The 22537-nt window shown below is 59.6% G+C and carries 19 protein-coding genes and 3 tRNA genes; 15 read left to right on the forward strand and 7 right to left on the reverse strand.

From position 1 onward, the window contains the following. Nucleotides 1-4: 4 nt before the first annotated feature. Nucleotides 5-1087, reverse strand: a complete 1083-nt coding sequence (gene prfA / locus RS899_RS21730) for a peptide chain release factor 1 (RefSeq protein WP_065084419.1) — start codon at nucleotides 1085-1087, stop codon at nucleotides 5-7. Next, nucleotides 1084-2352, reverse strand: coding sequence for a glutamyl-tRNA reductase (gene hemA / locus RS899_RS21735; RefSeq protein ID WP_038803562.1), 1269 nt, complete (start codon nucleotides 2350-2352; stop codon nucleotides 1084-1086). Before hemA ends, prfA begins: the two co-directional genes overlap by 4 nt. Nucleotides 2353-2498: 146 nt before the next feature. Here hemA and RS899_RS21740 point away from each other — a divergent pair, with 146 nt between their 5' ends. The 15 genes from RS899_RS21740 to RS899_RS21810 all read left to right on the forward strand — a co-directional run bounded on the left by RS899_RS21740 (nucleotide 2499) and on the right by RS899_RS21810 (nucleotide 16781). Then, entirely contained in the window at nucleotides 2499-4265 is a 1767-nt protein-coding gene (locus tag RS899_RS21740; RefSeq protein WP_169890142.1) for a tetratricopeptide repeat protein, read from the forward strand. A gap of 3 nt (nucleotides 4266-4268) precedes the next feature. Then, nucleotides 4269-4898 carry a lipoprotein insertase outer membrane protein LolB gene (lolB, locus tag RS899_RS21745; RefSeq protein WP_024762571.1) on the forward strand — a complete coding sequence of 210 codons (630 nt, stop codon included), beginning with the start codon at nucleotides 4269-4271 and terminating at the stop codon, nucleotides 4896-4898. Nucleotide 4899: 1 nt separating this feature from the next. Next, nucleotides 4900-5748 carry a 4-(cytidine 5'-diphospho)-2-C-methyl-D-erythritol kinase gene (ispE, locus tag RS899_RS21750; RefSeq protein WP_315808056.1) on the forward strand — a complete coding sequence of 283 codons (849 nt, stop codon included), beginning with the start codon at nucleotides 4900-4902 and terminating at the stop codon, nucleotides 5746-5748. Between the two features lie 30 nt (nucleotides 5749-5778). Next, nucleotides 5779-5853, forward strand: a tRNA-Gln gene (locus RS899_RS21755). Nucleotides 5854-5915: 62 nt separating this feature from the next. Next, nucleotides 5916-5990 (forward strand) — tRNA-Gln (locus RS899_RS21760). A 52-nt stretch (nucleotides 5991-6042) separates the two neighbouring features. Continuing rightward, nucleotides 6043-6984: a ribose-phosphate pyrophosphokinase gene (locus tag RS899_RS21765; RefSeq protein ID WP_015478849.1), complete on the forward strand. Its 942-nt coding sequence runs from the start codon at nucleotides 6043-6045 to the stop codon at nucleotides 6982-6984. Nucleotides 6985-7096: 112 nt separating this feature from the next. Continuing rightward, nucleotides 7097-7711, forward strand: coding sequence for a 50S ribosomal protein L25/general stress protein Ctc (locus RS899_RS21770; RefSeq protein ID WP_054909836.1), 615 nt, complete (start codon nucleotides 7097-7099; stop codon nucleotides 7709-7711). A 38-nt stretch (nucleotides 7712-7749) separates the two neighbouring features. Further along, nucleotides 7750-8334: an aminoacyl-tRNA hydrolase gene (gene pth, locus RS899_RS21775; protein WP_024767097.1), complete on the forward strand. Its 585-nt coding sequence runs from the start codon at nucleotides 7750-7752 to the stop codon at nucleotides 8332-8334. A gap of 40 nt (nucleotides 8335-8374) precedes the next feature. Next, nucleotides 8375-9475, forward strand: coding sequence for a redox-regulated ATPase YchF (ychF, locus tag RS899_RS21780; RefSeq protein ID WP_054909837.1), 1101 nt, complete (start codon nucleotides 8375-8377; stop codon nucleotides 9473-9475). Between the two features lie 178 nt (nucleotides 9476-9653). After that, a tRNA-Met gene (locus RS899_RS21785) sits at nucleotides 9654-9730 on the forward strand. Between the two features lie 131 nt (nucleotides 9731-9861). Beyond that, entirely contained in the window at nucleotides 9862-10398 is a 537-nt protein-coding gene (locus tag RS899_RS21790) for a hypothetical protein (protein ID WP_315808057.1), read from the forward strand. Between the two features lie 530 nt (nucleotides 10399-10928). Beyond that, nucleotides 10929-12170 carry a DUF6531 domain-containing protein gene (locus tag RS899_RS21795; protein ID WP_315808058.1) on the forward strand — a complete coding sequence of 414 codons (1242 nt, stop codon included), beginning with the start codon at nucleotides 10929-10931 and terminating at the stop codon, nucleotides 12168-12170. Nucleotides 12171-12182: 12 nt separating this feature from the next. Continuing rightward, on the forward strand, nucleotides 12183-13700 hold the full coding sequence (locus RS899_RS21800; RefSeq protein ID WP_315808059.1) for an RHS repeat domain-containing protein: 1518 nt from the start codon (nucleotides 12183-12185) through the stop codon (nucleotides 13698-13700). Between the two features lie 17 nt (nucleotides 13701-13717). Next, nucleotides 13718-16504: an RHS repeat-associated core domain-containing protein gene (locus RS899_RS21805; protein WP_315808060.1), complete on the forward strand. Its 2787-nt coding sequence runs from the start codon at nucleotides 13718-13720 to the stop codon at nucleotides 16502-16504. A gap of 10 nt (nucleotides 16505-16514) precedes the next feature. Further along, nucleotides 16515-16781, forward strand: coding sequence for a hypothetical protein (locus RS899_RS21810; RefSeq protein ID WP_315808061.1), 267 nt, complete (start codon nucleotides 16515-16517; stop codon nucleotides 16779-16781). A 252-nt stretch (nucleotides 16782-17033) separates the two neighbouring features. Here RS899_RS21810 and RS899_RS21815 read toward each other — a convergent pair whose 3' ends face one another. The 5 genes from RS899_RS21815 to RS899_RS21835 all read right to left on the reverse strand — a co-directional run bounded on the left by RS899_RS21815 (nucleotide 17034) and on the right by RS899_RS21835 (nucleotide 22498). Further along, complete coding sequence (locus RS899_RS21815; protein ID WP_315808062.1) at nucleotides 17034-18032, reverse strand: phage integrase; 999 nt, start codon at nucleotides 18030-18032, stop codon at nucleotides 17034-17036. Continuing rightward, on the reverse strand, nucleotides 18029-19321 hold the full coding sequence (locus RS899_RS21820) for a hypothetical protein (RefSeq protein WP_315808063.1): 1293 nt from the start codon (nucleotides 19319-19321) through the stop codon (nucleotides 18029-18031). The genes RS899_RS21815 and RS899_RS21820 overlap by 4 nt, the downstream gene beginning before the upstream one ends. 238 nt (nucleotides 19322-19559) lie before the next feature. Next, complete coding sequence (locus tag RS899_RS21825) at nucleotides 19560-20840, reverse strand: zonular occludens toxin domain-containing protein (RefSeq protein WP_315808064.1); 1281 nt, start codon at nucleotides 20838-20840, stop codon at nucleotides 19560-19562. A 7-nt stretch (nucleotides 20841-20847) separates the two neighbouring features. Next, on the reverse strand, nucleotides 20848-21204 hold the full coding sequence (locus RS899_RS21830; RefSeq protein WP_315808065.1) for a DUF2523 family protein: 357 nt from the start codon (nucleotides 21202-21204) through the stop codon (nucleotides 20848-20850). 4 nt (nucleotides 21205-21208) lie between these two features. Beyond that, nucleotides 21209-22498 (reverse strand): hypothetical protein, encoded by a 1290-nt coding sequence (locus RS899_RS21835; protein WP_315808066.1) that lies wholly within the window; start codon nucleotides 22496-22498, stop codon nucleotides 21209-21211. Between the last annotated feature and the right edge of the window lie 39 nt (nucleotides 22499-22537).

Genomic DNA, 22537 nt, shown 5'->3' on the forward strand with positions numbered 1-22537 from the left:
TCTCTTAATCGCCGAGCGCGGCCAGCTGGTCGGCCTGGAACTCTTGCAGCAAGGGCTCGATCACCTGCTCCACCGCGCCTTCCATCACTTCCCCCAGGGAATAGAGGGTGAGGTTGATGCGGTGATCGGTGACGCGCCCCTGAGGGAAATTGTAGGTGCGGATGCGCTCGGAGCGATCACCCGAACCGACCAGCAGCTTGCGCGTGCTGGCGATCGCCTGCTGGGCCGCGGCCTGTTGCTGGTCGTTGAGCTTGGCCGCCAGCCAGGCCATGGCCTTGGCGCGGTTCTTGTGCTGCGAGCGTTCTTCCTGGCACTCGACCACGATGCCCGAGGGGATGTGCGTGATGCGCACCGCCGAGTCGGTCTTGTTCACGTGCTGGCCGCCGGCGCCGGAGGAGCGGTAGGTGTCCACGCGCAGGTCGGCCGGGTTGATCTCGATGGCAGCCTGTTCGTCCGGCTCGGGCAGCACCGCCACGGTGCACGCCGACGTGTGGATACGGCCCTGGGACTCGGTCGCCGGCACACGCTGCACACGGTGCGCGCCGGACTCGAACTTGAGCTTTGCGAAGACGCTCTCGCCCTCGACGCGGGCAATCACTTCCTTATAGCCGCCGTGCTCTCCCTCGTTCTCGGACATGACTTCCACACGCCAACCCTGCTTCTCGGCGTAGCGCGAGTACATGCGGAACAGGTCGCCGGAGAAGATCGCGGCTTCGTCGCCGCCGGTGCCGGCGCGGATTTCCAGGAAGACGTTGCGGCCGTCGTTGGGGTCCTTGGGCAGCAGCATGCGCTGCAGGCGATCCTCCAGGCCAACCAGCGCGGTCTTCGCTTCGGCGACTTCTTCCTCGGCCATTTCGCGCAGGTCCGGGTCGCTGTCCTTGAGCAACGCCTGGGCGCCTTCAAGATCGGACTGCACCTTGCGGAACTCGCGGAAGGCAAGGATCACCGGCTCCACCTCGGCGTACTCACGGGAGTAGGCGCGGAACTTGGTCTGGTCGCTGATCACCTCGGCGTCGCCCAGGAGCGCAGTGAGCTCTTCGAAGCGATCGCTGAGGATATCCAGCTTTTTCAGGAGGGACGCTTTCATCGCTTGTCAGTGCCCTCCTCGAGGGCGAACAGTTCCTGCGCGACGGCCAGCGCATCGATGCGGCCCTCGGCGGAGAGTTTCTTCATCTGCACGCTGGGAGCATGCAGCAATTTATTGGTCAGGCCACGGCTGAGCTGGGCGATGACTTCCATCGGGTCGGCACCATTGGCCAGCAGACGCTGGGCCTTCTGGGTTTCCTCGTCGCGCAGGCGCTCGGCCTGCTGACGATAGGCGCGCAGCACGTCGACCGCGGCCAGTTCGCGCAGGCGCTGCATGAACTCGACGACGCCATCGCCGACAAGCTCCTCGGCGGCCTGGGCGGCGCCCTGGCGGCTCTTGAGGTTCTCGGCGACCACTTCGTGGAGATCGTCGACGCTATAGAGGTAGACGTCTTCCAGCTCGCCGACTTCCGGTTCGATATCGCGCGGGACTGCGATGTCGACCATGAACATTGGCTTGTGCCGGCGCTGCTTCAAGGCTCGCTCCACCGCGCCCTTGCCGAGGATGGGCAACTGGCTGGCGGTGGAACTGATGACGATGTCGCTGTTGACCAGTTCGTCCGGCATGTCTGCCAGCAGGATGGCACGGGCGCCAAACTGTTCGGCCAGTTGGCTGGCGCGCTCCAGGGTGCGGTTGGCGACCACGATGCGCTTCACGCCCTGCTCGTGCAGGTGGCGGGCAACCAGCGTGATGGTCTCGCCAGCGCCGATCAGCAACGCCTGGCTGCGGCTCAGGTCGCTGAATATCTGCCGGGCCAGGCTCACCGCCGCAAAGGCCACGGACACTGGGTTCTCGCCGATGGCGGTGTCGGTGCGCACGGTCTTGGCGGTGCTGAACGTTGCCTGGAACAGGCGACCGAGCATCGGCCCGACGGTGCCGGCCTCGCGGGCTACCGCGTAGGCGGACTTCATCTGCCCGAGGATCTGCGGCTCGCCCAGCACCATGGAATCCAGGCCGGCAGCCACGCGCATCATGTGGCGCACGGCTTCCTCGTCCTGGTGAACGTAGGCGCAGGCGCGCAGGTCATCGATGCCCAGGTTGTGGTAATCGGCCAGCCAGGCCAGCACGTCGCCGGCATCCGGGTGTTCGATCTCCAGGTAGAGCTCGCTGCGGTTGCAGGTGGAGAGGATCGCGGCTTCGCGGCTGGAGGTCAGCCTGCACAGCAGCTGCAGGGCCTCGACCATCTGCTCGGGAGTAAAAGCCACGCGCTCGCGCACGGCCACGGACGCGGTCTTGTGGTTGATGCCGAGGGCAATGAAGGCCATGCAGAATCGCTGATGCTGATCGGAAAGCCCGCAATTGTCCTACTTAGGCCAGTGAAGGACAACCACCCGCGACGTATCGCACACTGCAAATCGTATACAGGCCATCCGGCGGCGCTTGCCCATGGGATTGGCACTTTCCTTATGTCATGATGGTCCCATTTCGCAGGTCAGGCCCTCGTCCTTCCTCTATGAACAAGTCTCTTGCGCTGCTGACTGCTCTGCTGCTGCTCGGCGGCTGCCAGTCTCTTACACAGAAAAATTCCGACAGTGCTTCCGCGGAGAAGGACAAGGCCGCGGCTGCCCAGAAGGACCAGAAGTACGGCTCCTTCAGCGAGGACACCATGTTCTCGCTGCTGACCGCCGAACTGGCCGGCCAGCGCAACCGCTTCGACATCGCCCTCGCCAACTATGTCGAGCAGGCCAAGGAAACCCGCGATCCGGGCGTCGCCGAGCGCGCGTTCCGCATCGCCGAATACCTGGGCGCAGATCAGGAAGCCCTGGACACCTCGCTGATCTGGGCCAAGGCCGCGCCGGACAACCTCGACGCCCAGCGCGCTGCCGCCATCCAGCTGGCGCGCACCGGGCAGTACGACGAATCCATGGTGTACATGGAGAAGGTCCTCAACGGCCAGGGCGACACCCACTTCGACTTCCTCGCGCTGTCCGCCGCCGAGACCGACCCGGATACCCGCGCCGGCCTGCTGCAGAGCTTCGATCGCCTGTTGAAGAAGTACCCGGACAACGGCCAGTTGCTGTTCGGCAAGGCCCTGCTGCTGCAACAGGACGGCCGCCCGCAGGAAGCCCTGCACCTGCTCGAAGACAATTCCGCCAGCAAACACGACGTCGCCCCGCTGCTGCTGCGCGCCCGCCTGCTGCAGAGCATGAAGCGCAGCGATGAAGCGCTGCCACTGCTCAAGGCCGGCATCAAGGAACACCCGGACGACAAGCGCGTCCACCTCGCCTACGCCCGCCTGCTGGTGGAGCAGAACCGCCTGGAAGACGCAAAGGCCGAGTTCTCTGCGCTGGTCGAGCAATTCCCCGATGACGACGACCTGCGCTTCTCCCTGGCCCTGGTCTGCCTTGAAGCCCAGGCCTGGGACGAGGCCAAGGTCTACCTGCAGGAACTGGTAGAGCGCGACAGCCACGTCGACTCCGCCCACTTCAACCTGGGCCGCCTGGCCGAGGAGCAGAAGGACCCGGAAACCGCGCTCAAGGAGTACGCCCTGGTCGGCCCGGGCAACGACTTCCTCCCGGCCCAGCTGCGATCCACCGAGATCCTGCTGGACCAGAAACGCTACGACGACGCCTCGCGACGCCTCGCCGAAACCCGCGACCGCCAACCGGACTACGCCATCCAGCTGTACCTGATCGAAGCCGAAGGCCTGTCCAACCGCGACCAGGTCGATCGCGCCTGGAGCGTCATCCAGCAAGGCCTCAAGCAGTTCCCGGACGACCTCAACCTGCTCTACACCCGTTCCATGCTCGCCGAGAAGCGCAACGATCTCGCACAGATGGAGCAGGACCTGCGCCTGATCATCCAGCGCGAGCCGGACAACGCCATGGCGCTCAACGCGCTGGGCTACACCCTGGCCGACCGCACCACCCGCTACAGCGAAGCACGCGACCTGATCCAGAAGGCCCACTCGCTGAACCCGGACGACCCTGCGATCCTCGACAGCCTGGGCTGGGTGAATTACCGCCTGGGCAACCTCAGCGAAGCGGAAACCTACCTGCGCAAGGCGCTGGAACGCTTCCCCGACCACGAAGTGGCTGCACACCTGGGCGAAGTACTCTGGGCCCAGGGCAAGCAGAGCGAAGCCCGCAAGGTCTGGGCCACTGCCCTGCAAAGCCAGCCTGACAGCGCCGTCCTGCGCGACACCATGTTGCGCCTGACCGGCTCCGGAACCCTCTGATTTATGCGTTTACGTCATCTGATCGGCGCTGCCGCGCTGGCCCTGCTGGCCGGCTGCTCCAGCTTCGGCACCCACGAAGCCCTGGAAGGCCAGGGCAACGCCACCGCCTGGAATGCCCACAAGGCCCGCATCGCCACCCTCGACGGCTGGCAGATCGACGGCAAGGTCGGCATCCGCGCGCCCAAGGATTCGGGCAGCGGCACCCTGTTCTGGCTGCAGCGCCAGGACTACTACGATATCCGCCTGTCCGGCCCGCTCGGCCGTGGAGCCGCGCGGCTGACCGGCCGCGAAGGCGCCGTGACCCTCGAAGTCGCCGGCCAGGGCCGCTATGAAGCCGCCTCCCCCGAAGAGCTGCTGGAACAGCAGATGGGCTGGCGCCTGCCGGTTTCCCACCTGCTCTGGTGGATTCGCGGCCTGCCCGCTCCGGACAGCAAGAGCCGCCTGACCCTCGACAGCGACAGCCGCCTGGCCAGGCTGCAACAGGACGGCTGGGACGTGGAATACACCCGCTACAGCGAACAGAACGGCTACTGGCTGCCCGAGCGCCTGAAGCTGCACGGCCAGGATCTGGACGTCACCCTGGTGGTAAAAACCTGGCAACCGCGCCAGCTGGGCCAGGCGAGCCAACAGTGACATGCAAGACCGCCTGACCCTGCCGGCACCGGCCAAGCTCAACCTGTTCCTGCACATCACCGGTCGCCGCGCCGACGGCTACCACGAGCTGCAGACCCTGTTCCAATTTCTCGATCACGGCGACGAGCTCCAGTTCGCCGTCCGCGAGGATGGCGAAATCCGCCTGAACACCGAGATCGAAGGTGTTCCCCACGACAGCAACCTGATCGTGAAAGCCGCGCGCCGGCTGCAGGAACAATCCGGCACGACGCTGGGCGCCGATATCTGGCTGGACAAGCGCCTGCCCATGGGCGGTGGCATCGGCGGCGGCAGCTCCGACGCCGCCACTACCCTGCTGGCACTGAATCATTTGTGGTCACTGGGCTGGGACGAAGACCGCCTTGCCGCACTGGGCCTGAGCCTGGGCGCAGACGTCCCGGTATTCGTGCGTGGCCACGCCGCATTCGCCGAAGGCGTTGGCGAACAGCTCACGCCGGTTGAACTGGAAGAGCCCTGGTTCCTCGTCGTTGTGCCGCAAGTCTTTGTCTCCACAGCAGAAGTTTTCTCCGATCCCGAGTTGACACGGGATACTCCGCCCATTAAAGTTCGCAGCCTTCTCGGGGTGGACGGTCATAACGACTGCCAGCCGGTCGTCGAGAAGCGTTACCCAGATGTACGTAACGCACTGATCCAGCTAGGTAAATTTACCGAAGCGAGATTGACCGGCACCGGAGCTTGTGTGTTTGGGAGCTTCCCAAACAAGGGCGATGCTGATAAAGTTCGCCGCCAACTTCCGGCCACTCTGCCGAGTTTTGTTGCCCAGGGCCGTAACATCTCGATGTTGCACCGAAAGCTGCAAGGCAAGGCCTGAGAAGCAGTAATGTAATCGGTTGTACGATACAGGGGCGTCGCCAAGCGGTAAGGCAGCAGGTTTTGATCCTGCCATGCGTTGGTTCGAATCCAGCCGCCCCTGCCATTAACCCAAAGGGTTATACGTACAGCGTCAACGAACACATTGCTCCGCAAGTTGTAAGCTACAGGGGCGTCGCCAAGCGGTAAGGCAGCAGGTTTTGATCCTGCCATGCGTTGGTTCGAATCCAGCCGCCCCTGCCATTTTCTTCTGGCTCAACCGGGCCTACCCTCAAGCCGACACAGGTACCGCAGCGTGTCCAAAATGATGGTTTTCACGGGGAACGCCAACCCCGATCTGGCACGCCGTGTCGTACGGCAGCTGCACATCCCTCTCGGTGACGTTTCTGTCGGCAAGTTCTCCGACGGTGAGATCAGCGTTGAAATCAACGAAAACGTTCGTGGTAAGGACGTCTTCCTGATTCAACCGACCTGCGCACCGACCAACGACAACCTGATGGAACTGGTAGTGATGGCCGATGCCTTCCGCCGCTCCTCGGCGACTCGTATCACGGCAGTCATCCCCTACTTCGGTTACGCCCGCCAGGATCGCCGTCCGCGTTCCGCTCGCGTGGCCATCAGCGCCAAAGTCGTTGCCGACATGCTGACCGTCGTAGGCGTCAACCGTGTTCTCACCGTTGACCTGCACGCCGACCAGATCCAGGGCTTCTTCGATATCCCCGTCGACAACATCTACGGCTCGCCCGTACTGGTCGACGACATCGAAGACCAGCGCTTCGAGAACCTGATGATCGTCTCCCCGGACATCGGTGGCGTGGTGCGTGCGCGCGCCGTCGCCAAGTCCCTGGGCGTCGACCTGGCCATCATCGACAAGCGTCGTCCGAAGGCCAACCAGTCCGAAGTCATGCACATCATCGGTGATGTCGAAGGCCGTACCTGCGTACTGGTCGACGATATGGTCGATACCGCTGGCACCCTCGGCCACGCCGCCAAGGCCCTGAAAGAGCATGGCGCCGCCAAGGTCATCGCCTACTGCACCCACCCGGTGCTGTCCGGCCGCGCCATCGAGAACATCGAGAATTCCGTACTGGACGAGCTGGTGGTGACCAACACCATCCCGCTGTCCGCTGCTGCACAAGCCTGTGGCCGCATCCGCCAACTGGACATCGCTCCGGTTGTCGCTGAAGCCATGCGCCGCATCAGCAATGAAGAATCGATCAGCGCCATGTTCCGCTAAGGCGGGACAGGCCTGACGTAAAGCGCTTCGCCATGCTGGCGAAGCATCAGCAAAATCGCCCGAACGCTGGTCGCAAGCGTCCGGGCGATCTTGTCATTTTGGAGATAGTGAAATGGTTGACTTTGTACTCAATGCTCAAGAGCGTTCCGACCTGGGGAAAGGTGCGAGCCGCCGCCTGCGTCGTAACGCTGGCCTGCTCCCGGCTGTGATCTACGGTGGCGACAAAGCCCCGCAATCCGTCACCCTGGAACTGCGCGAAATCACCAAACTGCTGGAAAACGAGGCTGCCTTCAGCCACGTGATCAGCCTGAACGTCGGTTCCGCCAAGGAAACCGTACTGATCAAGGCTCTGCAGCGCCACCCGTCCAAAGGCTTCGTCATGCACGCTGACTTCCAGCGCGTCGTTGCCGGCCAGAAGCTGTCCGCTCACGTTCCGCTGCACTTCCTGAACGAAGCCACCGCTGTTGGCGTCAAGACTGGCGGCGGCGAGATCTCCCACGTGATCTCCGAAGTCGAAGTTTCCTGCCTGCCGAAAGACCTGCCGGAATTCATCGAAGTCGACCTCGCTCAGGTAGCCCTGGGTCAGATCGTTCACCTGTCCGACCTGAAACTGCCGAAAGGCGTAGAGCTGGTGCAACTGGCCCACGGTAACGACCTGGCCGTCGCCAACATCCACGCTTCCCGCGTAGTGAAAGAAGAAGGTGAAGGCGAAGCTGCTGCCGAGTAATCGCGCGCACCATTGCCTTTAAGGAAGGGGCCCCCGTCGTGACTGCCGTACAACTGATCGTTGGCCTGGGAAATCCAGGCCCTGAATACGACCAGACCCGGCATAACGCGGGGGCCCTTTTCGTTGAGCGACTGGCGGACGCGCAACGCGCGAACCTGTCTCTCGACAAGAAGTACTTCGGCCTGGTCGGCAAGTTCAGCCACAAGGGCCGTGATGTTCGTCTGCTGATTCCCACCACCTACATGAACCGCAGCGGCCAAGCCGTGGCGGCGCTCGCCGGATTCTTCCGCATTCCGGTCGAAGCCATCCTGGTGGCCCACGACGAACTCGACATGCCTCCCGGCGTCGCCAAGCTCAAGAAGGGCGGCGGACACGGCGGGCATAACGGGCTGCGCGACATCATCGCCCAGCTCGGCAACCAGAACGGTTTCCATCGCCTGCGGCTTGGCATAGGCCATCCGGGGCACAGCAGCCTGGTTTCCGGTTTCGTTCTTGGCCGCGCCCCGCGCGCCGAACAGGAACTGCTCGACACCAGCATCGACTTCGCCCTCGGCGTGCTGCCGGAAATGCTCGACGGGGATTGGACCCGCGCGATGCAGAAGCTGCACAGCCAGAAGGCCTGATTACACCTCTATTTCCGCCACGTGGCGCGAGGGACCTAGCATGGGATTCAACTGCGGCATCGTCGGCCTGCCCAACGTCGGCAAGTCCACCCTGTTCAACGCCCTGACCAAATCCGGCATCGCGGCGGAAAACTTCCCCTTCTGCACCATCGAGCCGAACAGCGGCATCGTGCCGATGCCCGATGCCCGCCTCGATGCACTGGCCGAGATCGTCAAGCCTGAGCGCGTGATCCCGACCACCATGGAATTCGTCGACATCGCCGGCCTGGTTGCCGGCGCGTCCAAGGGTGAAGGCCTGGGCAACAAGTTCCTCGCCAACATCCGCGAGACCGACGCCATCGCCCACGTCGTGCGCTGCTTCGAAGACGAGAACGTCATCCACGTCTCCAACAGCGTCGACCCCAAGCGCGACATCGAGATCATCGACCTCGAACTGATCTTCGCCGACCTCGACAGCTGCGAGAAGCAACTGCAGAAGGTCGCGCGTAACGCCAAGGGCGGCGACAAGGACGCGCTGGTCCAGAAAGCCCTGCTGGAAAAGCTCATCCCCCACTTCAGCGAAGGTAAACCCGCCCGCTCGCTGATGAAGAATATGGGCGATGACGAGAAGCGCCTCGTGCGCAGCTTCCACCTGCTGACCAGCAAGCCGGTGATGTACATCGCCAACGTCGCCGAAGATGGCTTCGAGAACAACCCGCACCTGGACGTCGTCCGCGCCATCGCCGAAGAAGAAGGCGCCATGGTCGTACCGGTGTGCAACAAGATCGAAGCCGAGATCGCCGAACTCGACGACGGCGAAGAGAAGGACATGTTCCTCGAATCCCTCGGCCTCGAAGAACCCGGCCTGAACCGCGTGATCCGCGCCGGCTACGAACTGCTGCACCTGCAGACCTACTTCACCGCCGGTGTGAAGGAAGTCCGCGCCTGGACCGTCCGCGTCGGCGCCACCGCCCCGCAGGCCGCTGCCGTGATCCACACCGACTTCGAAAAAGGCTTTATCCGCGCCGAAGTCGTCGCCTACGACGACTTCATCCAGTTCAAGGGCGAACAGGGCGCAAAGGAAGCCGGCAAATGGCGCCTGGAAGGCAAGGACTACATCGTCAAGGATGGCGACGTAATGCACTTCCGCTTCAACGTCTAAGCGCCAGCCAGACACGAAAAAGCCCCGGCCATAAGCCGGGGCTTTTTCTTATGGTCGCCCCGCCCCGCCGCTCATCGCGAAAATCCCGCACGACCGGCTAAACGATTGATAGATCAGAACAATATTCAAGAAAAGGGGTTGACACCCCCCCCCGATCTGCGGAAAATGCGCGCCACTCGGCTACATAGCTCAGTCGGTTAGAGCGCAGCATTCATAATGCTGATGTCCCAGGTTCAAGTCCCGGTGTAGCCACCATACAAAACAAAGGGTTAGCGAAAGCTAGCCCTTTGTGCTTTCTGGGGTAGTGACTACGAAGTGACTACACCCTGTCTACCCAACAAACCCTCCGTCAAACTGGCGCGATACCTACAGCAGGGATCGCTTGAATGGGTTTGCCTCCAGACTGCGATCAGCTACGCACAGAGGTCTTCCGCCTCCTGGGCAAGATGATCGTGAACCTCCAGAACTACGAGCGCATGCTGAAGACCTTGGTCAGCAGCTCCAACGTTCACTTCCTCCCCGATCATCCTGGCGACCCTTTCGAGCCATCGCGCAGCCGAGTTTCAAAAATGACCCTAGGCATGCTGGCCCGGGAATTCACTACGGGAACGATGGCGACCAACGATGCCCTTGATGAAGAGCCTCCTGAAGTCCACTTCGGGTTCAGATTCAGGATTCAATCGGAAGGGCCGATCCTCGAAATGCTCGATCAGGACATCCGACAGCTCGTGCAAATTCGGAACGACCTTGCTCATCACTTCACAGCGATGTTCGACCTGAGCACCACAGCCGGGTGCGAGTTGGCCATAGCTCATTTCGAAGAGAACACGCCCTTCGTCCACGAGCAGTATCAATCCATGCACAGTTGGCTTTCGGTCCTGCAGGTCGCTACAGCTGAGCTTTACGGCTGGTTAGGTAGGTAGGAAGAGCCTCATAGCTAGTCGCCTCGGCTATCACAAAGCCGTGGGTTGCTCCCATATCGACGGTGCATTGGCTGCTTATTATCGTGCATTAGTGAGTTCGGGTTGCTCGGTTAGGAATTGGCCGATATAAATTAATCACACTACAAATTAAAGCGTCAGAATCACCTAAAGAGAAGCCCGGCCAAACGCCGGGCTTTTTTATTTATATCGAGAGGCTCACGCGAATGAATCTCAAGCCCCTACTCCCAATCGCGACAATTATTCTAACCTGGCTATCCAATAAGGCTTTCGCAGAGCCATATTACTGGTGTTTCAACGATCCCGAAAGGACATCGAACTCCTGCCTTGATTCGTCCAAATACTCATCGATGTTGAAATACCCAAATCTAGAAGCACTACGAGCCCGACTTGAAGCCGACTACACGAGCATGTACGGAAGCTATACCAGCAAAGCAACGATACGAGGAACTAGTGGAAAATTGTCCTATGTGAACATGCTAAGCGTGCACAAAACGAATGGAAGCATCTTGATGGATTTCACTTGGAATATTCATCGCGGGGGCAATGGTTGCGCTACAGATCTCCAGTACAACGCATCCACAGGCGGATGTGAATCTACGGAAATCTCACAACCAAAGAAAGAACTCCCCCAACCCGACACAGACTCTGCGTGCACGGGAAAGACCGCTGGCAATCCCGTCGTTATCGCTAATGGAGCCAAGTATCAGGAGTTTTTGGATTATCCCCCTAAAATAGGGCTCGGGTTCAAAAGATTTTACAGCACTACCAACAAAACATGGTCTCACAACTACTCCGATCGACTAGTTGCTTCCGATGTTTCGCTGGTAGTAGAGCGCGGTAATGGCCAGCAAATATCCTTCACAGTTTCTGGATCTTCCATATTACCAGACTCAATTGACCAAGGAACTCTGACGCGAAATAGCCAAGGATACGTCTACTCCTCTAAAGACGGCTGGAAAATATCATTCAACTCAGCTGGCACTATGACAGGAAAGGTTTCGCCTAACGGAGCCACTTACACAGTTCAAAAAAGTCAATCCGGAACCACTGTCACTGGCCCTTTAGGTGAAATCTATACGATCACTGAGGACCAGTTCGGCCAGCCATTAGGCTTCTCTACGCAAACATATAACTTGAAATTCAGCTACGACGCTCTGCGCAGGCTAGTTTCTGTCATCAAAAACAATTCGCCTACTCCAAGCCAAACACTTTTTTATGCAGATACACGCTTCCCCAGCTACCTGACATCGATCAAAGACGAAAACGGAGTCACTTTTGCTTCCTGGACCTATGACGATCAGGGCCGCGGCCTCACTAGCGAACACGCTGGGGGCGCCGAGCACGTTGCAATTGCCTACAACTCCGATGGTAGCCGGACTGTAACCAATGGGTATGGCAAAAGCGCGACCTATCGCTTCCGGGTCATCAACGGCACCAGCTACATCACCTCGATCGAAGGCGAACCGACCCCTAACTGTCCCGCGGCCAACTCAAGCTTCACCTACGACGCCCAGGGGCTGCTGAAAGCCAAGACAGACGCCAAGGGCAGCATCACCACCTACGACTACAACGACCGCGGACTAGAAACCAGTCGTACCGAAGCGGCAGGTACTCCGCAGGCACGCACCATCACCACCGAGTGGCACCCGACGCTTTATCTGAAAACCAAAGTGACCGAACCCAACCGTATCACCACCTACCAATACGACGCTCAAGGCCGTAACACCGGAGCGATAAGCCATTCTCTATGAGAAGGATCTATCATGGAAAATTTCAAATTGACATTTCCCAAGGTACTACTTTGCACCATTACATCATGCTTACTTTTATTTTCCAGCGCTAGTCAAGCCTATTATTGGTACAACACCAACGAAAATGTACCGCCATATGAGGATGGCTTCACTCTTAGAAAATACCCAACCGCACAAGCCGCATGCACTTACTATGATAAATACTACACCACTACAGAGCCGCTTTACCGAATAACAGCAAGAACGGTAGAGCGCATCGACTACTGGAGCTTTAGATGCAAAATAAAGATGACCTCCTTTGATAATAAGTACTTCCATAACTTCAGCCCAAAGGTTTTCCGAGGCGGCCCCGGCTGTACAGCAGGCACTACCTATAACGAGTCAACTGGTGAATGCTCCATAGACGAAGAAAAAGGTAAACCTGACAAATTGAGCTGCGCGGGCAATCCGGTAAACTCCGCCACCGGCGCAAAGTACGAAGTGGCTCTGGACTACCCACCCCAAGGAAGCTCACCTCTTGAATTCACGAGAAGCTACAACAGTTCTGACGGGTTCTGGCGTCACAGTTACGCCCATTTCCTTCGGATCGCAGGAGGGTTCATATCCTATGTATCTCCAGATGGAAACGAGTCCTACTACAGGTGGAGCGGTACAACCATCACACCAATTACTGCAAATCGAGGGATACTGACAAAGACCACCGTCGGTTTCTCACTAAGTAAGCCGGATGGCTCCTCTCTCAACTTTGATGAGACTGGAAGAGTCACGAAGCTATACGAAAATAGCAAATCCATAGAATTCTCTTACGTAGAGTTCACTGTCACAGCTGTAGATGAGCGTGGAAACCGCATCGTATTTTCAGAGGATTTCGAACACCAGCCAAAATCTCTCGCCACGCCAACCATGGGGGTTGTATATAACTACTCGCCGCAGGGCAGATTAACATCCGTGGACAAAACAGTTGGCAGCGTTTCTCTTCATCAGAGTTATCTCTATGAAGACTCCAGAAATGACAAACTTCTAACTGGAATCATCGACGAAAATGGAATCCGATTTGCAACTTGGCAATATGATGACCAAGGCCGAGCAATCACCAGTGAGCACGCTAACGGAGCTGAGAAAGTCAGCCTAGTCTACAACGCTGATGGCTCCACATCTGTCAAAAACGAGTATGGGCGGCAGACAACCTATCGCCTCCAGGCCATTAACGGCATCCGGAAGGTAGTTGCCATCGAAGGCGAGCCCACGCCGAACTGCCCGTCCAGCAACTCCAGCTTTACCTACAATACTCGCGGTCTGCTAAAAACCAATACCGACGCCAAGGGCAACCTCACCACTTACGACTACAACGATCGCGGCCTGGAAACCAGCCGCACCGAAGCCTCCGGCACTCCGCAGGCACGTACCACCACCACCGAGTGGCACCCAACGCTGTTCCTGAAAACCAAGGTCACCGAACCCGACCGAATCACCACCTACCAGTACGACGCCCAAGGCCGCCAGACCGGCCAGATCGTTACTCCCCGCTAAACACCAAGGAAGTCATCATGCAGGTACATCCCATGTACAGGCTGGGCGCGCTCGCCCTTGCCTGCGGCATCGCTATGTCCGCGACAGCGGCAGAGCGTAGCTGGAACTACACCTACACCGCCCAGGGACTGATCGAAACCGCTGACGGCCCACGCACCGACGTGCAGGACGTCACCCACTACACCTACGACGCCAAAGGCAACCTCACCAAGGTCACCAACGCTCTGGGTCAGGAGACCCTGCTGGGCAATTACGATGATCGTGGCAACCCCGGCACCATCACCGACGCCAACGGCGTGGTCAGCACCCTGACCTACAGCGGCGTCGATCCCAAGCTTGCGAGTATCACCACCGCCAGCAGCACCACCAGCTTCGAGCACGATGCGGTCGGGCAACTGACCAAGATCACCCGTGCTGACGGTAGTTGGCTGCAGTACACCTACGACCCGGCGCGCCGACTGACCGCGATCACCAATAACCTTGGCGAGCGTGTGGAGTACGACGTCGACGTGGCCGGCAAGCGCACGGCACAGCGCCTGAAAGACGCCACCGGCACACTGAAGCAGCAACAGAGCTGGGTCTACGACGAACTGGGCCGCCTGCTGCGTTCGGTCGGCGCCGGCGCGCAAACCGATCACTACCAGTACGACCTGAACGACAACCCAACTGGCCATACCAACCCGCGCCAGTTCAGCAGCTCCAGCAGCTTCGATTCCCTGGATCGACTGGTCAACCAGACCGATGCCCTGAATGGCGTCACCCAACTGGGCTACGACGCCCAGGACAACCTGACCAAGGTGCAGGATCCGCGCGGTGTCACCACGCGCTACGAATATGACGGCCTGGGCAACTTGACCAAGCTGATCAGCCCGGACAGCGGTACCAGCACCTTCGAGTACGATGCCGCCGGCAACATCACCAAACAGACAGATGCACGTGGTGTAGTCGTGACCTTTAGTTACGACGCGCTGAACCGACTAACAGCCCGTCACTATCCGGCCACACCGGCACTGGACGCCAGCTACAGCTACGACGCCACAGTGGGTGGCAACGTTGGCATCGGCCGCTTGACCGCGATCCAGGACGGTAGCGGCACCCTCGCCTACCGCTACGACTCTCGCGGCAATCTGATCGAGCAGGCTCGCAGCCTGAGTATCAACGGCCAGACGCTGGCAGACACCGTGACCTTCCAGTACGACGCCGCTGACCAACTGGTGGGTATCGGGTATCCAGGCGCTGTGCAAGTGGGTTATCCACGCAATGCGGGCGGACAGGTCGCCAGCGTGACTCTTGCCCTCGATGGCGGCACAACCACCAATGTGGCCAGCGGCATCAGCTACCTGCCCTTCGGCCCGCTGCAGCAACTGACCTGGGCCAATGGCATCCAGCTCAACCGCCAATATGACCAGGACTACCAACTCACCCGCCAGGACGTCGGCATTTGGCGTAACGACTACCAGCGTGATGCCAACGGCAACATCACCGAACTGGCCACCAACATCTGGGGCACGCTGAGCTACGGCTACGACGCGCTAGACCGCCTGACCAGTGAGAACACGGCCAGCAAGCAAGGCAGCTACAGCTACGATGACGTAGGCAACCGCACACAGCGCCAAGTCACCGAGAATGGCGCAACAGCGACCACTGCCTACCTGTACGCCAGCGACAGCAACCGTCTGACTGCCATCGACGGACAGTCCGTCAGCACCGACGCCGCCGGCAACCTGACCCAGGACCGTTCCAGCCGACTGCTCGGTTACGACGCACAGAACCGTCTGGCTACCGTGAAGATCAACGGCCAGCAGGTGGCGGAGTATCGCTACAACAGCCTCGGTCAGCGCATCGCCAAGCTCACCGGCCAAGGTTTCACCACCTACCTGTACGGTCCGGACGGCCAACTGCTGGCAGAGACCGACTACAGCAGCGCCGGAGCCCAGCAACGCAGACAAGCTTATCTCTGGCTGGACAGCATGCCTCTGGCCAGTGTCGAAAAGCTGGCTAGCGCCACACCTCGCGTGATCTATCTGCACAGCGACCACCTGAATACGCCTCGACTGGCAACCTCAGGGACTCGGGATCTAGTGTGGCAGTGGGAGTCGGATGCCTTCGGCAACGGCGTACCTAACCAAAATCCGCTGGCAAGCGGACAACAGACAGTACTCAATCTGCGGTTCGCAGGTCAGTACTACGACAGTGAAAGTGGCTTGCATTACAACTTCTTTCGAGATTATGACCCAGCAACTGGGCGGTACGTCGAAAGCGATCCGATTGGGCTCGAAGCAGGCCTGAACACCTTCGGATACGTCAGCGCGAATCCCATCAGTGCTACCGACCCTGAAGGGCTGCAAACTGCAATTCTCTGCACTCGCGTCAACCTAGGCCTAGAGTTCATGACTGCGGGCTGTCCTGGTGGCGGAGCCAAGGCAACTCCAATCGGCGGTATCCCGAACGCGGCGGCAAACACCGGGGGGATCGGTATTTGGTGCGTTCTTACTGGAACTTGCGTAGCCAATGAAGAAAAGCCAGCAAACTGCCCTATTACCGATGCAGGGGGGGAATCCACCGAGCATGCAGACCAACGGGCGGAGGAGGGAAAAACGGATGCTCACCGACAAATCGGCGATAAGAACAAGGTCATAGAAAATGGCAAGAAATACCTCGATACTGACTCCGGTCACACGGTCCATGTGCAAGGTGACCGGGTGGTAGTAACTAGTTCGTCGGGCAAGGAAATCACTCGCTTCAAGAATACCCGTGCTAATACAAACTCTAGAGTCAGATCCGGCAGGTGGATCCCACTGTAAAGGAGTGAGAATGAAACTTTTCGAAGAAGTTATTGTCTGGGCTAAAACCATTGATGGCCGATTGGTTAAATATCGTTGCTTCAAGGACATATCGACAAATCTGTACGCCGTTCAAAGCTCAGATTATTTTGATAGCGACTCGGAGCAAAAACAGCTTTCCGAGTCTGAGCAGCAAGCAATTGAACTGTTCATTGAGGAGTCTCCAGAAACACGTTGCACTTGGCATAATTCGCTTACTAAAGCAATCAAGGAGCATGAGAAAATATTCTCCGAGTGATTATTTACAAGCAATAATTTGAATATACTTAAAGGCAGCTATTACTGGGTAGCTGCCTCCCTGCTCCCAGCATCGGAGGATACGACGGCACATACGACTCATACTCCTAGTGCATCACTTAGCAGAGAAGAGATTGGGGATAATTTTTTCTTGCACTAACTCCATGAAAATACTTCCGTATAAAATAGATCATTCGTTTCCCTTATCACACATACTAAAAGCGAAACCCTTTCACCAAGCTGCTCAAGCTGCCTAGCCCAAGCTGTTCAACCTGATATCGGCTTGCGCGATTGGTGACAAACGCATCGCTGACTCCAAATGCTCCGGAGACAAGTGCGCATACCGCATGGTCATCGTGATCGACGAGTGCCCCAGAATCCGCTGCAAGGTAAGGATGTCCCCTCCTCCCATCATGTAATGGCTCGCGAAGGTGTGGCGGAGGATGTGGGTCAGCTGGCCCGGCGTCTGAAATCCACAGCGCTCATAGGCGCAACGGAAAGCGGCACGGCAGGACATGAACAGGCGGCCGGTTCCGGGCATGCCCACCTTGAACATCAGTTGCTCCAGCTCGGCCGGGATCGGCACTGAACGGCTCTGGCGGTTCTTGGTGCGATGGTAATGAACCTTTCCCCCATGCACGGCCCCACGTGCGATGCTCTCAGCCTCTTCCCAGCGGGCACCTGTGGCGAGGCACAGGAGAGCGACCGGGTATGTGTGGTTGTTCGTGCTGGCCTTGCACTCCTCGAGGAGCTGGGCGACCTGATCCAGGGTGAGGAAGGTCAGTTCGACCTGATCGGTCTTGATCTGCCGGACGTTGGCCAGCGGGTTTGCCTTGTGCCATGAGCCGAGGCGGATCAGCTCGGAGAAGATGGCCGACAGGTAGCGTTGCTCATGGTTGACCGTTTCCGGTTTCACCTCAGTCAGGCGGCGTTGTCGGTAACGTGCCCACGCCAGCGAATCGAACTCGAAGGCCTGCGGATCGCCGAGGCGTTCGGCCAATGCTTGGCAGCGAGCTAGGCGCTGTTTGCCGTCCTTCAGGGTGCAGCCGTGGAGGTCGTACCAGACCCTCACCAGATCAGAGAGGCGGTCATCCAGCGGGCGGCCGGTCTCGCCCAGAACGGTAAAGAAGTCCTGTTCGTAGCGAATGGCTGCGGACTTGGTGGCGAAGCCCTTCTTTCGGATCCTGCGACCAGAGCGACCGTTATCGTAAAAGTCAGCCGTCCACGTTTTCCCATCCTTGCGCGCGGTCATATCGCGTAGCCCCGCCTGATGTAGCGATCATTTATGAGTCCAATGACGTGCTTTTCGAGGTCGCGAGTGCTGTAGCCCTTGGCGGTGTAGTGATCCTCGATCACGTGCCAAAAGGGCAAAGTACGCCCGACCTCTAAGGCTTTTTTTGGCGGGATGCGCTCCCGTGCGATGAGACTGGCGAACTGGCCCAGGAACATCTCGCAGTTCTTCCCCGAGAAGCCCTGAGCCGTCTTGTAGTAACGGCGGTACTCGGTGCGCTCGATGAGTGGATCGGCTTCAACCTGGACCTTGGTGTCGAGGCTGATTAGCGACCAGAAGGCGTCGAAGATCCCTTCCCGGGAAATGAGCTTGTAGTTGTCGCAGGCGTACTGCCAGAGGCCTTGCAGGTGCGGGCAAAGGCCCTCGTAGGTCCGGCAGCCGATCACCTCGCCCGAGGACATCGTGGAGCCTTCGGAGAACTGCTGGACGATGGAGTGGTGATAGCGGAACTCGATGCGCCACACGGTTTCCAGCGGGTTGAAGGCGGGTTCGCCATCGCCGAAGGGATCGCCATTCAGAGAAGCCCACACCGATTCCCAATAGTCGAGCTTGTCTGTCGCTCTCGCCTGCAGCGTCTTGTTGTAGAGGCACATCTGCAGGCCGTTGGCCGAGCCGAACATGAACGTCTCACCACGCCCATAGACTGAGGCGTTGCCGTCGTACTCGATGCGGTCGATGCCGCTGATCTGGCGGACACGCCGGGACCGGCAATGCATGCGGTCCACGAAGTCCACTGGTGGGGTCCAGCCCTGCACGTCGAGGGCGATATGGACAGCACACTGGTTCACCTCGCAGGCCGAGAGCACACCTGCGGCCAGGTCATCCATTACGCCCTGCAGGATCTTCGGATCGGCACCATCCAGGGCATGTGGCGATACTTCAATCTTGAGGTGCGGGCCGATGTTCTCCAGCTTCACGTTGTGGTTCTTGATCAGCAGGATCAGTCCCATATCGGCGTTCTGCAGGCGATACTGGTAACCCGAGTCCCGACCGATGCGACCCTTGGCCCACTTGTAGCCGGCGAAGTTGACGAGATCCTCAGGCTCATCGAACAACGCCATCACTTCCGGGCGGATCATGCCGTTGTACAGCTGCCGCACGGTATCGATGCCACAGCGCAGCAGGCGAACACCCGACAGGTCGGCGAATCTGCCGTTGCTCGGGTCCATGAAAATCCGTCCTTCGGACGACTCATAAAAATCCCCGTTCTCCTTGAGGATCAGGCGGAGGGGGTGAACTGCCTTTTTCATTCTTTCGTACCTTCAATGAGGTTTATTGAGGTGCTTACTCGTTAGCTATCCGACGTGTTACAGGGTCGTCGGCCGCGCCTTCGGCCTACCGCTCGTGCCTGGCGCTCCCGGCCGGCGGCGCGTCTCGCCGACTCAAAACGGAAACGCCCCGACCGGCTGCATCACCTGCAGGGCGGTAAGGAAACCGAGCGCATACGCGAGCGCGAGCAGCCCAAGGGCGTTGATCAGGCCTGCAGGGTCATTGGGTCCTCCAGGGGCGTGCGGGGTATTCGGAATCGGGAACGATGGTGAGCGTGGGTTGTGCGGGTGCTGCTGGAGCGGCGGCCATTGCGGGCGCGGTAGTAGGCATCTGCGCCGGCCTGGGGAAGGACCCGGCGCACACGATAGTTTCGTGGTACTCGCCGTATGTGAGTTCGGCCACGCATTCGGAGCGGGCCTTTACGCCGTAGCCGGACTCGCCCATCTGCCACGAATTGAGCATCAGCCGGCGCCCTTCGGCATCGGTGATGACGAACATGTACATCTCGCGCTGCATGCCCTTCACCAGCCCTTTCACGCGGGCCGCCACGGCGATCTGCCGGCCCGCGAAGGGATGCTCAGCTAGTGGAAGAGTCGGAACACCTGATTGGCCAAAAACAGCACCAGCAGGAAGAGCGCGATTCGCAGCAGTAGGCGCTTGAGCAGGTAGAGCACTCCCTTGAGGATGAGGCTCGCTGTCTTGGTGAGGATGGGCAGGATCAGGCTTCGGCTGAGACCCACCGCCGACGACCTTGAGAGGTCCCATATAGCTGACAAAGCCAATAGTGCCGGCCAGCAGTGCCAGTAGAAGAACCAACTTAGGCGACCGGAAGAGACTCTTGCCGGCTTTGGTGTCCTGGGTTTTGCCGGTGGCGGTGGACTGGTAGAGGCGGAAGGTCTGCTTCTTGATTCGCTTGTATTCGACGATGGTGCCGTCAGCGGGTGGTCGGTTGAGCTGGGCGTCATGCTGGGCCTCCTTGTACCGGCCTGGGATGCCGATGACCGCGAGGTTGGAATGCTTGTAGGCCATCTCGCAGGTCATGCGGATGTCGTCGCGGATGTAGCTGATGTTCGGCGTCGTCAGGACGATGTCCCAGTTGAAGTGACGGTGCCGGGTCCAGGCATCGAGCCAGCCCATGGGCCGGTCCGCTTCATGCGCTGCCTCGGGACCGCCTGGGAAATCGAACTTCTCTAGGTCGCGCTCGCGCCAGGACTTGGGGAACAGCAGCTGGGTTTCGTCGAAGATCAGGAACGCGCCCCGCGGTGCCCACTGGAACCACGTGCGCATCTTTTCCAGATCGGCCAGGGATTCGAGATCGAGGTTGATGATCTGCGCCGTGTTGGGCAGATCAGGAAACACGGTGTAGGCCCGCTCCAGGGTGAAGCCCCGGACGTTGGTGATAATGACGCGGCCGTCCTTCAGCGCGGGGACGGCATCGTCTTGGATCGCTCCACTCGTTTTGTAGGAGCCGTTGGGGCCGTGGTGAATCTTGATCGACATGATTCACTCACCTCCCTATGAACGGCACGAAGCGCATGCAGAAGCGCGTCGCCAGGGCGGAGAACATGATGTTCAGCGCCTGCGGGACGCCGAGGAATTGCAGCGCCGCCGCGAGCGGACCCGGAAGCGTGGCGTACATCGAGCGGACCATGTTGGACACGCCGAGGCTGTCGATCAGCTCGCGGGCGACGGTGTAGCTGACATCGAGCAGGAACAGGAAACCCTGGAGCGCGCTGTACATGGCCCACTGAGTGGCGACCACGAAGCCGTCCTTGATGAAGTCGTAGATACCTTGGGTCATGAACTCCCAGAGCCATTGGAAGAACAGGACAATCTGGTCGAAAGAGCTGGATAGCCATTCCATGAGGTCACTCCTTCAGAATGACGAAGGCGGCCAGCACCGATGCCATGAACATCAGCGCGTAGCGCAGGTAGGAGAGCTTTTCCTCGTACTCGGTGAAGCAGAGGCTGACGGTCTTTTTCCAGACCACGAAGGTGTCGCAGGGGAGCTTGCCGCCGCCCTCGCCGAGGTTGAGATCGAACACGCCCCTGAGCTGGTCGGCGTTCTCTTTGATCTTTTCGGAGAACTCCTTTTTGGCTTCCTCGACCTTGCCGGACCATGTCTCCAAGGCTTCGTCCCAGCTGCCTTGCTTGGGTTGCTCCAGGGACTCTTTCGGGCCGTCGCCGCCGCTGGTGCCGTCATTGCCGCCGCCACCGCCGTTGTTACCGCCGTCGCCCTCTCCCTCGCCACCGCCCGTGCCTGGGTTGCTGCCGCCATCGCCTCCGTTGTTTCCGCCATTGCCACCGCCGGTATTGCCGCCGGGGTTGTCGGGGTTTTCGTTGCCGCCACCCGAGGTGGGGAAGCAGGCAGAACCCGACCACGAATAGCCGGGCGGGCATTTGTCGTCGGGATCGATATCGGGAGGTGTAGTCTCGGCACCGGTACAACCCACCGTGCCGTTCGCGGTCTTCTTGCACTCGAATTTCTTGGCGAGTTCGTCGAGGTAGTCCTGCAACTGCTGATCGGGGTTGTCCGGGTTATCCGACATGTCGTCGTTGCCCACCGGGATCATGTCCACGGTGCAGACGTTGTCATTGCAGCTGTCGGGCGAGCCCGGCTCGTAGATGCAGCCGTCTTTGATTTCCGGGTCCAGCTCAAGGACGGCACCGCCATCGGTGTACGAGAACTGGATCGTCTTGGTGTAGTTGCCGCGTGTCTTGCACTCGGCATCACTGGGCGGATCGCAGCGGCCGGTTTCATGGTTGTAGGTGGTGCTCGCCGCACAACTGCCATGGCGGTAGACGTTGATCTTGTACGGGCCTCCGTAGGTGGACCCGTCCGCGCGTTTGATGAAGTAGGTGTAGAGCGCGGCCGAATCAGTCGTGGCAACGATCACGGACTCGGCGTGATAGTTGGTCCGGTTGCCATTCACGTTGCCGTATATGTAGTCGGCCCGAGCCTTCCACTCCGCCAAGCTGAAGCGCTTGAACTGGCCGGAGCTCCAGCTACTTTCAGGCGGGTCAGGGGAATAGCAACTGGACGCTTGCGTCTGGTTGCACCAGAAGCTCCCGCGATCCGTCTCGGCTTGTGCAGCAACCGGCAAGAAAGCCAGCGCCACCAACAGTAAAAGAACCCGCCACATATCCACTCCAGACATGAAAAAAGCCCCTGCGGATGAACCGGAGGGGCTTCCGCT

The organism is Pseudomonas sp. C9-3, assembly GCF_032392015.1.
GTDB classification, from domain to species: domain Bacteria; phylum Pseudomonadota; class Gammaproteobacteria; order Pseudomonadales; family Pseudomonadaceae; genus Pseudomonas; species Pseudomonas nitroreducens.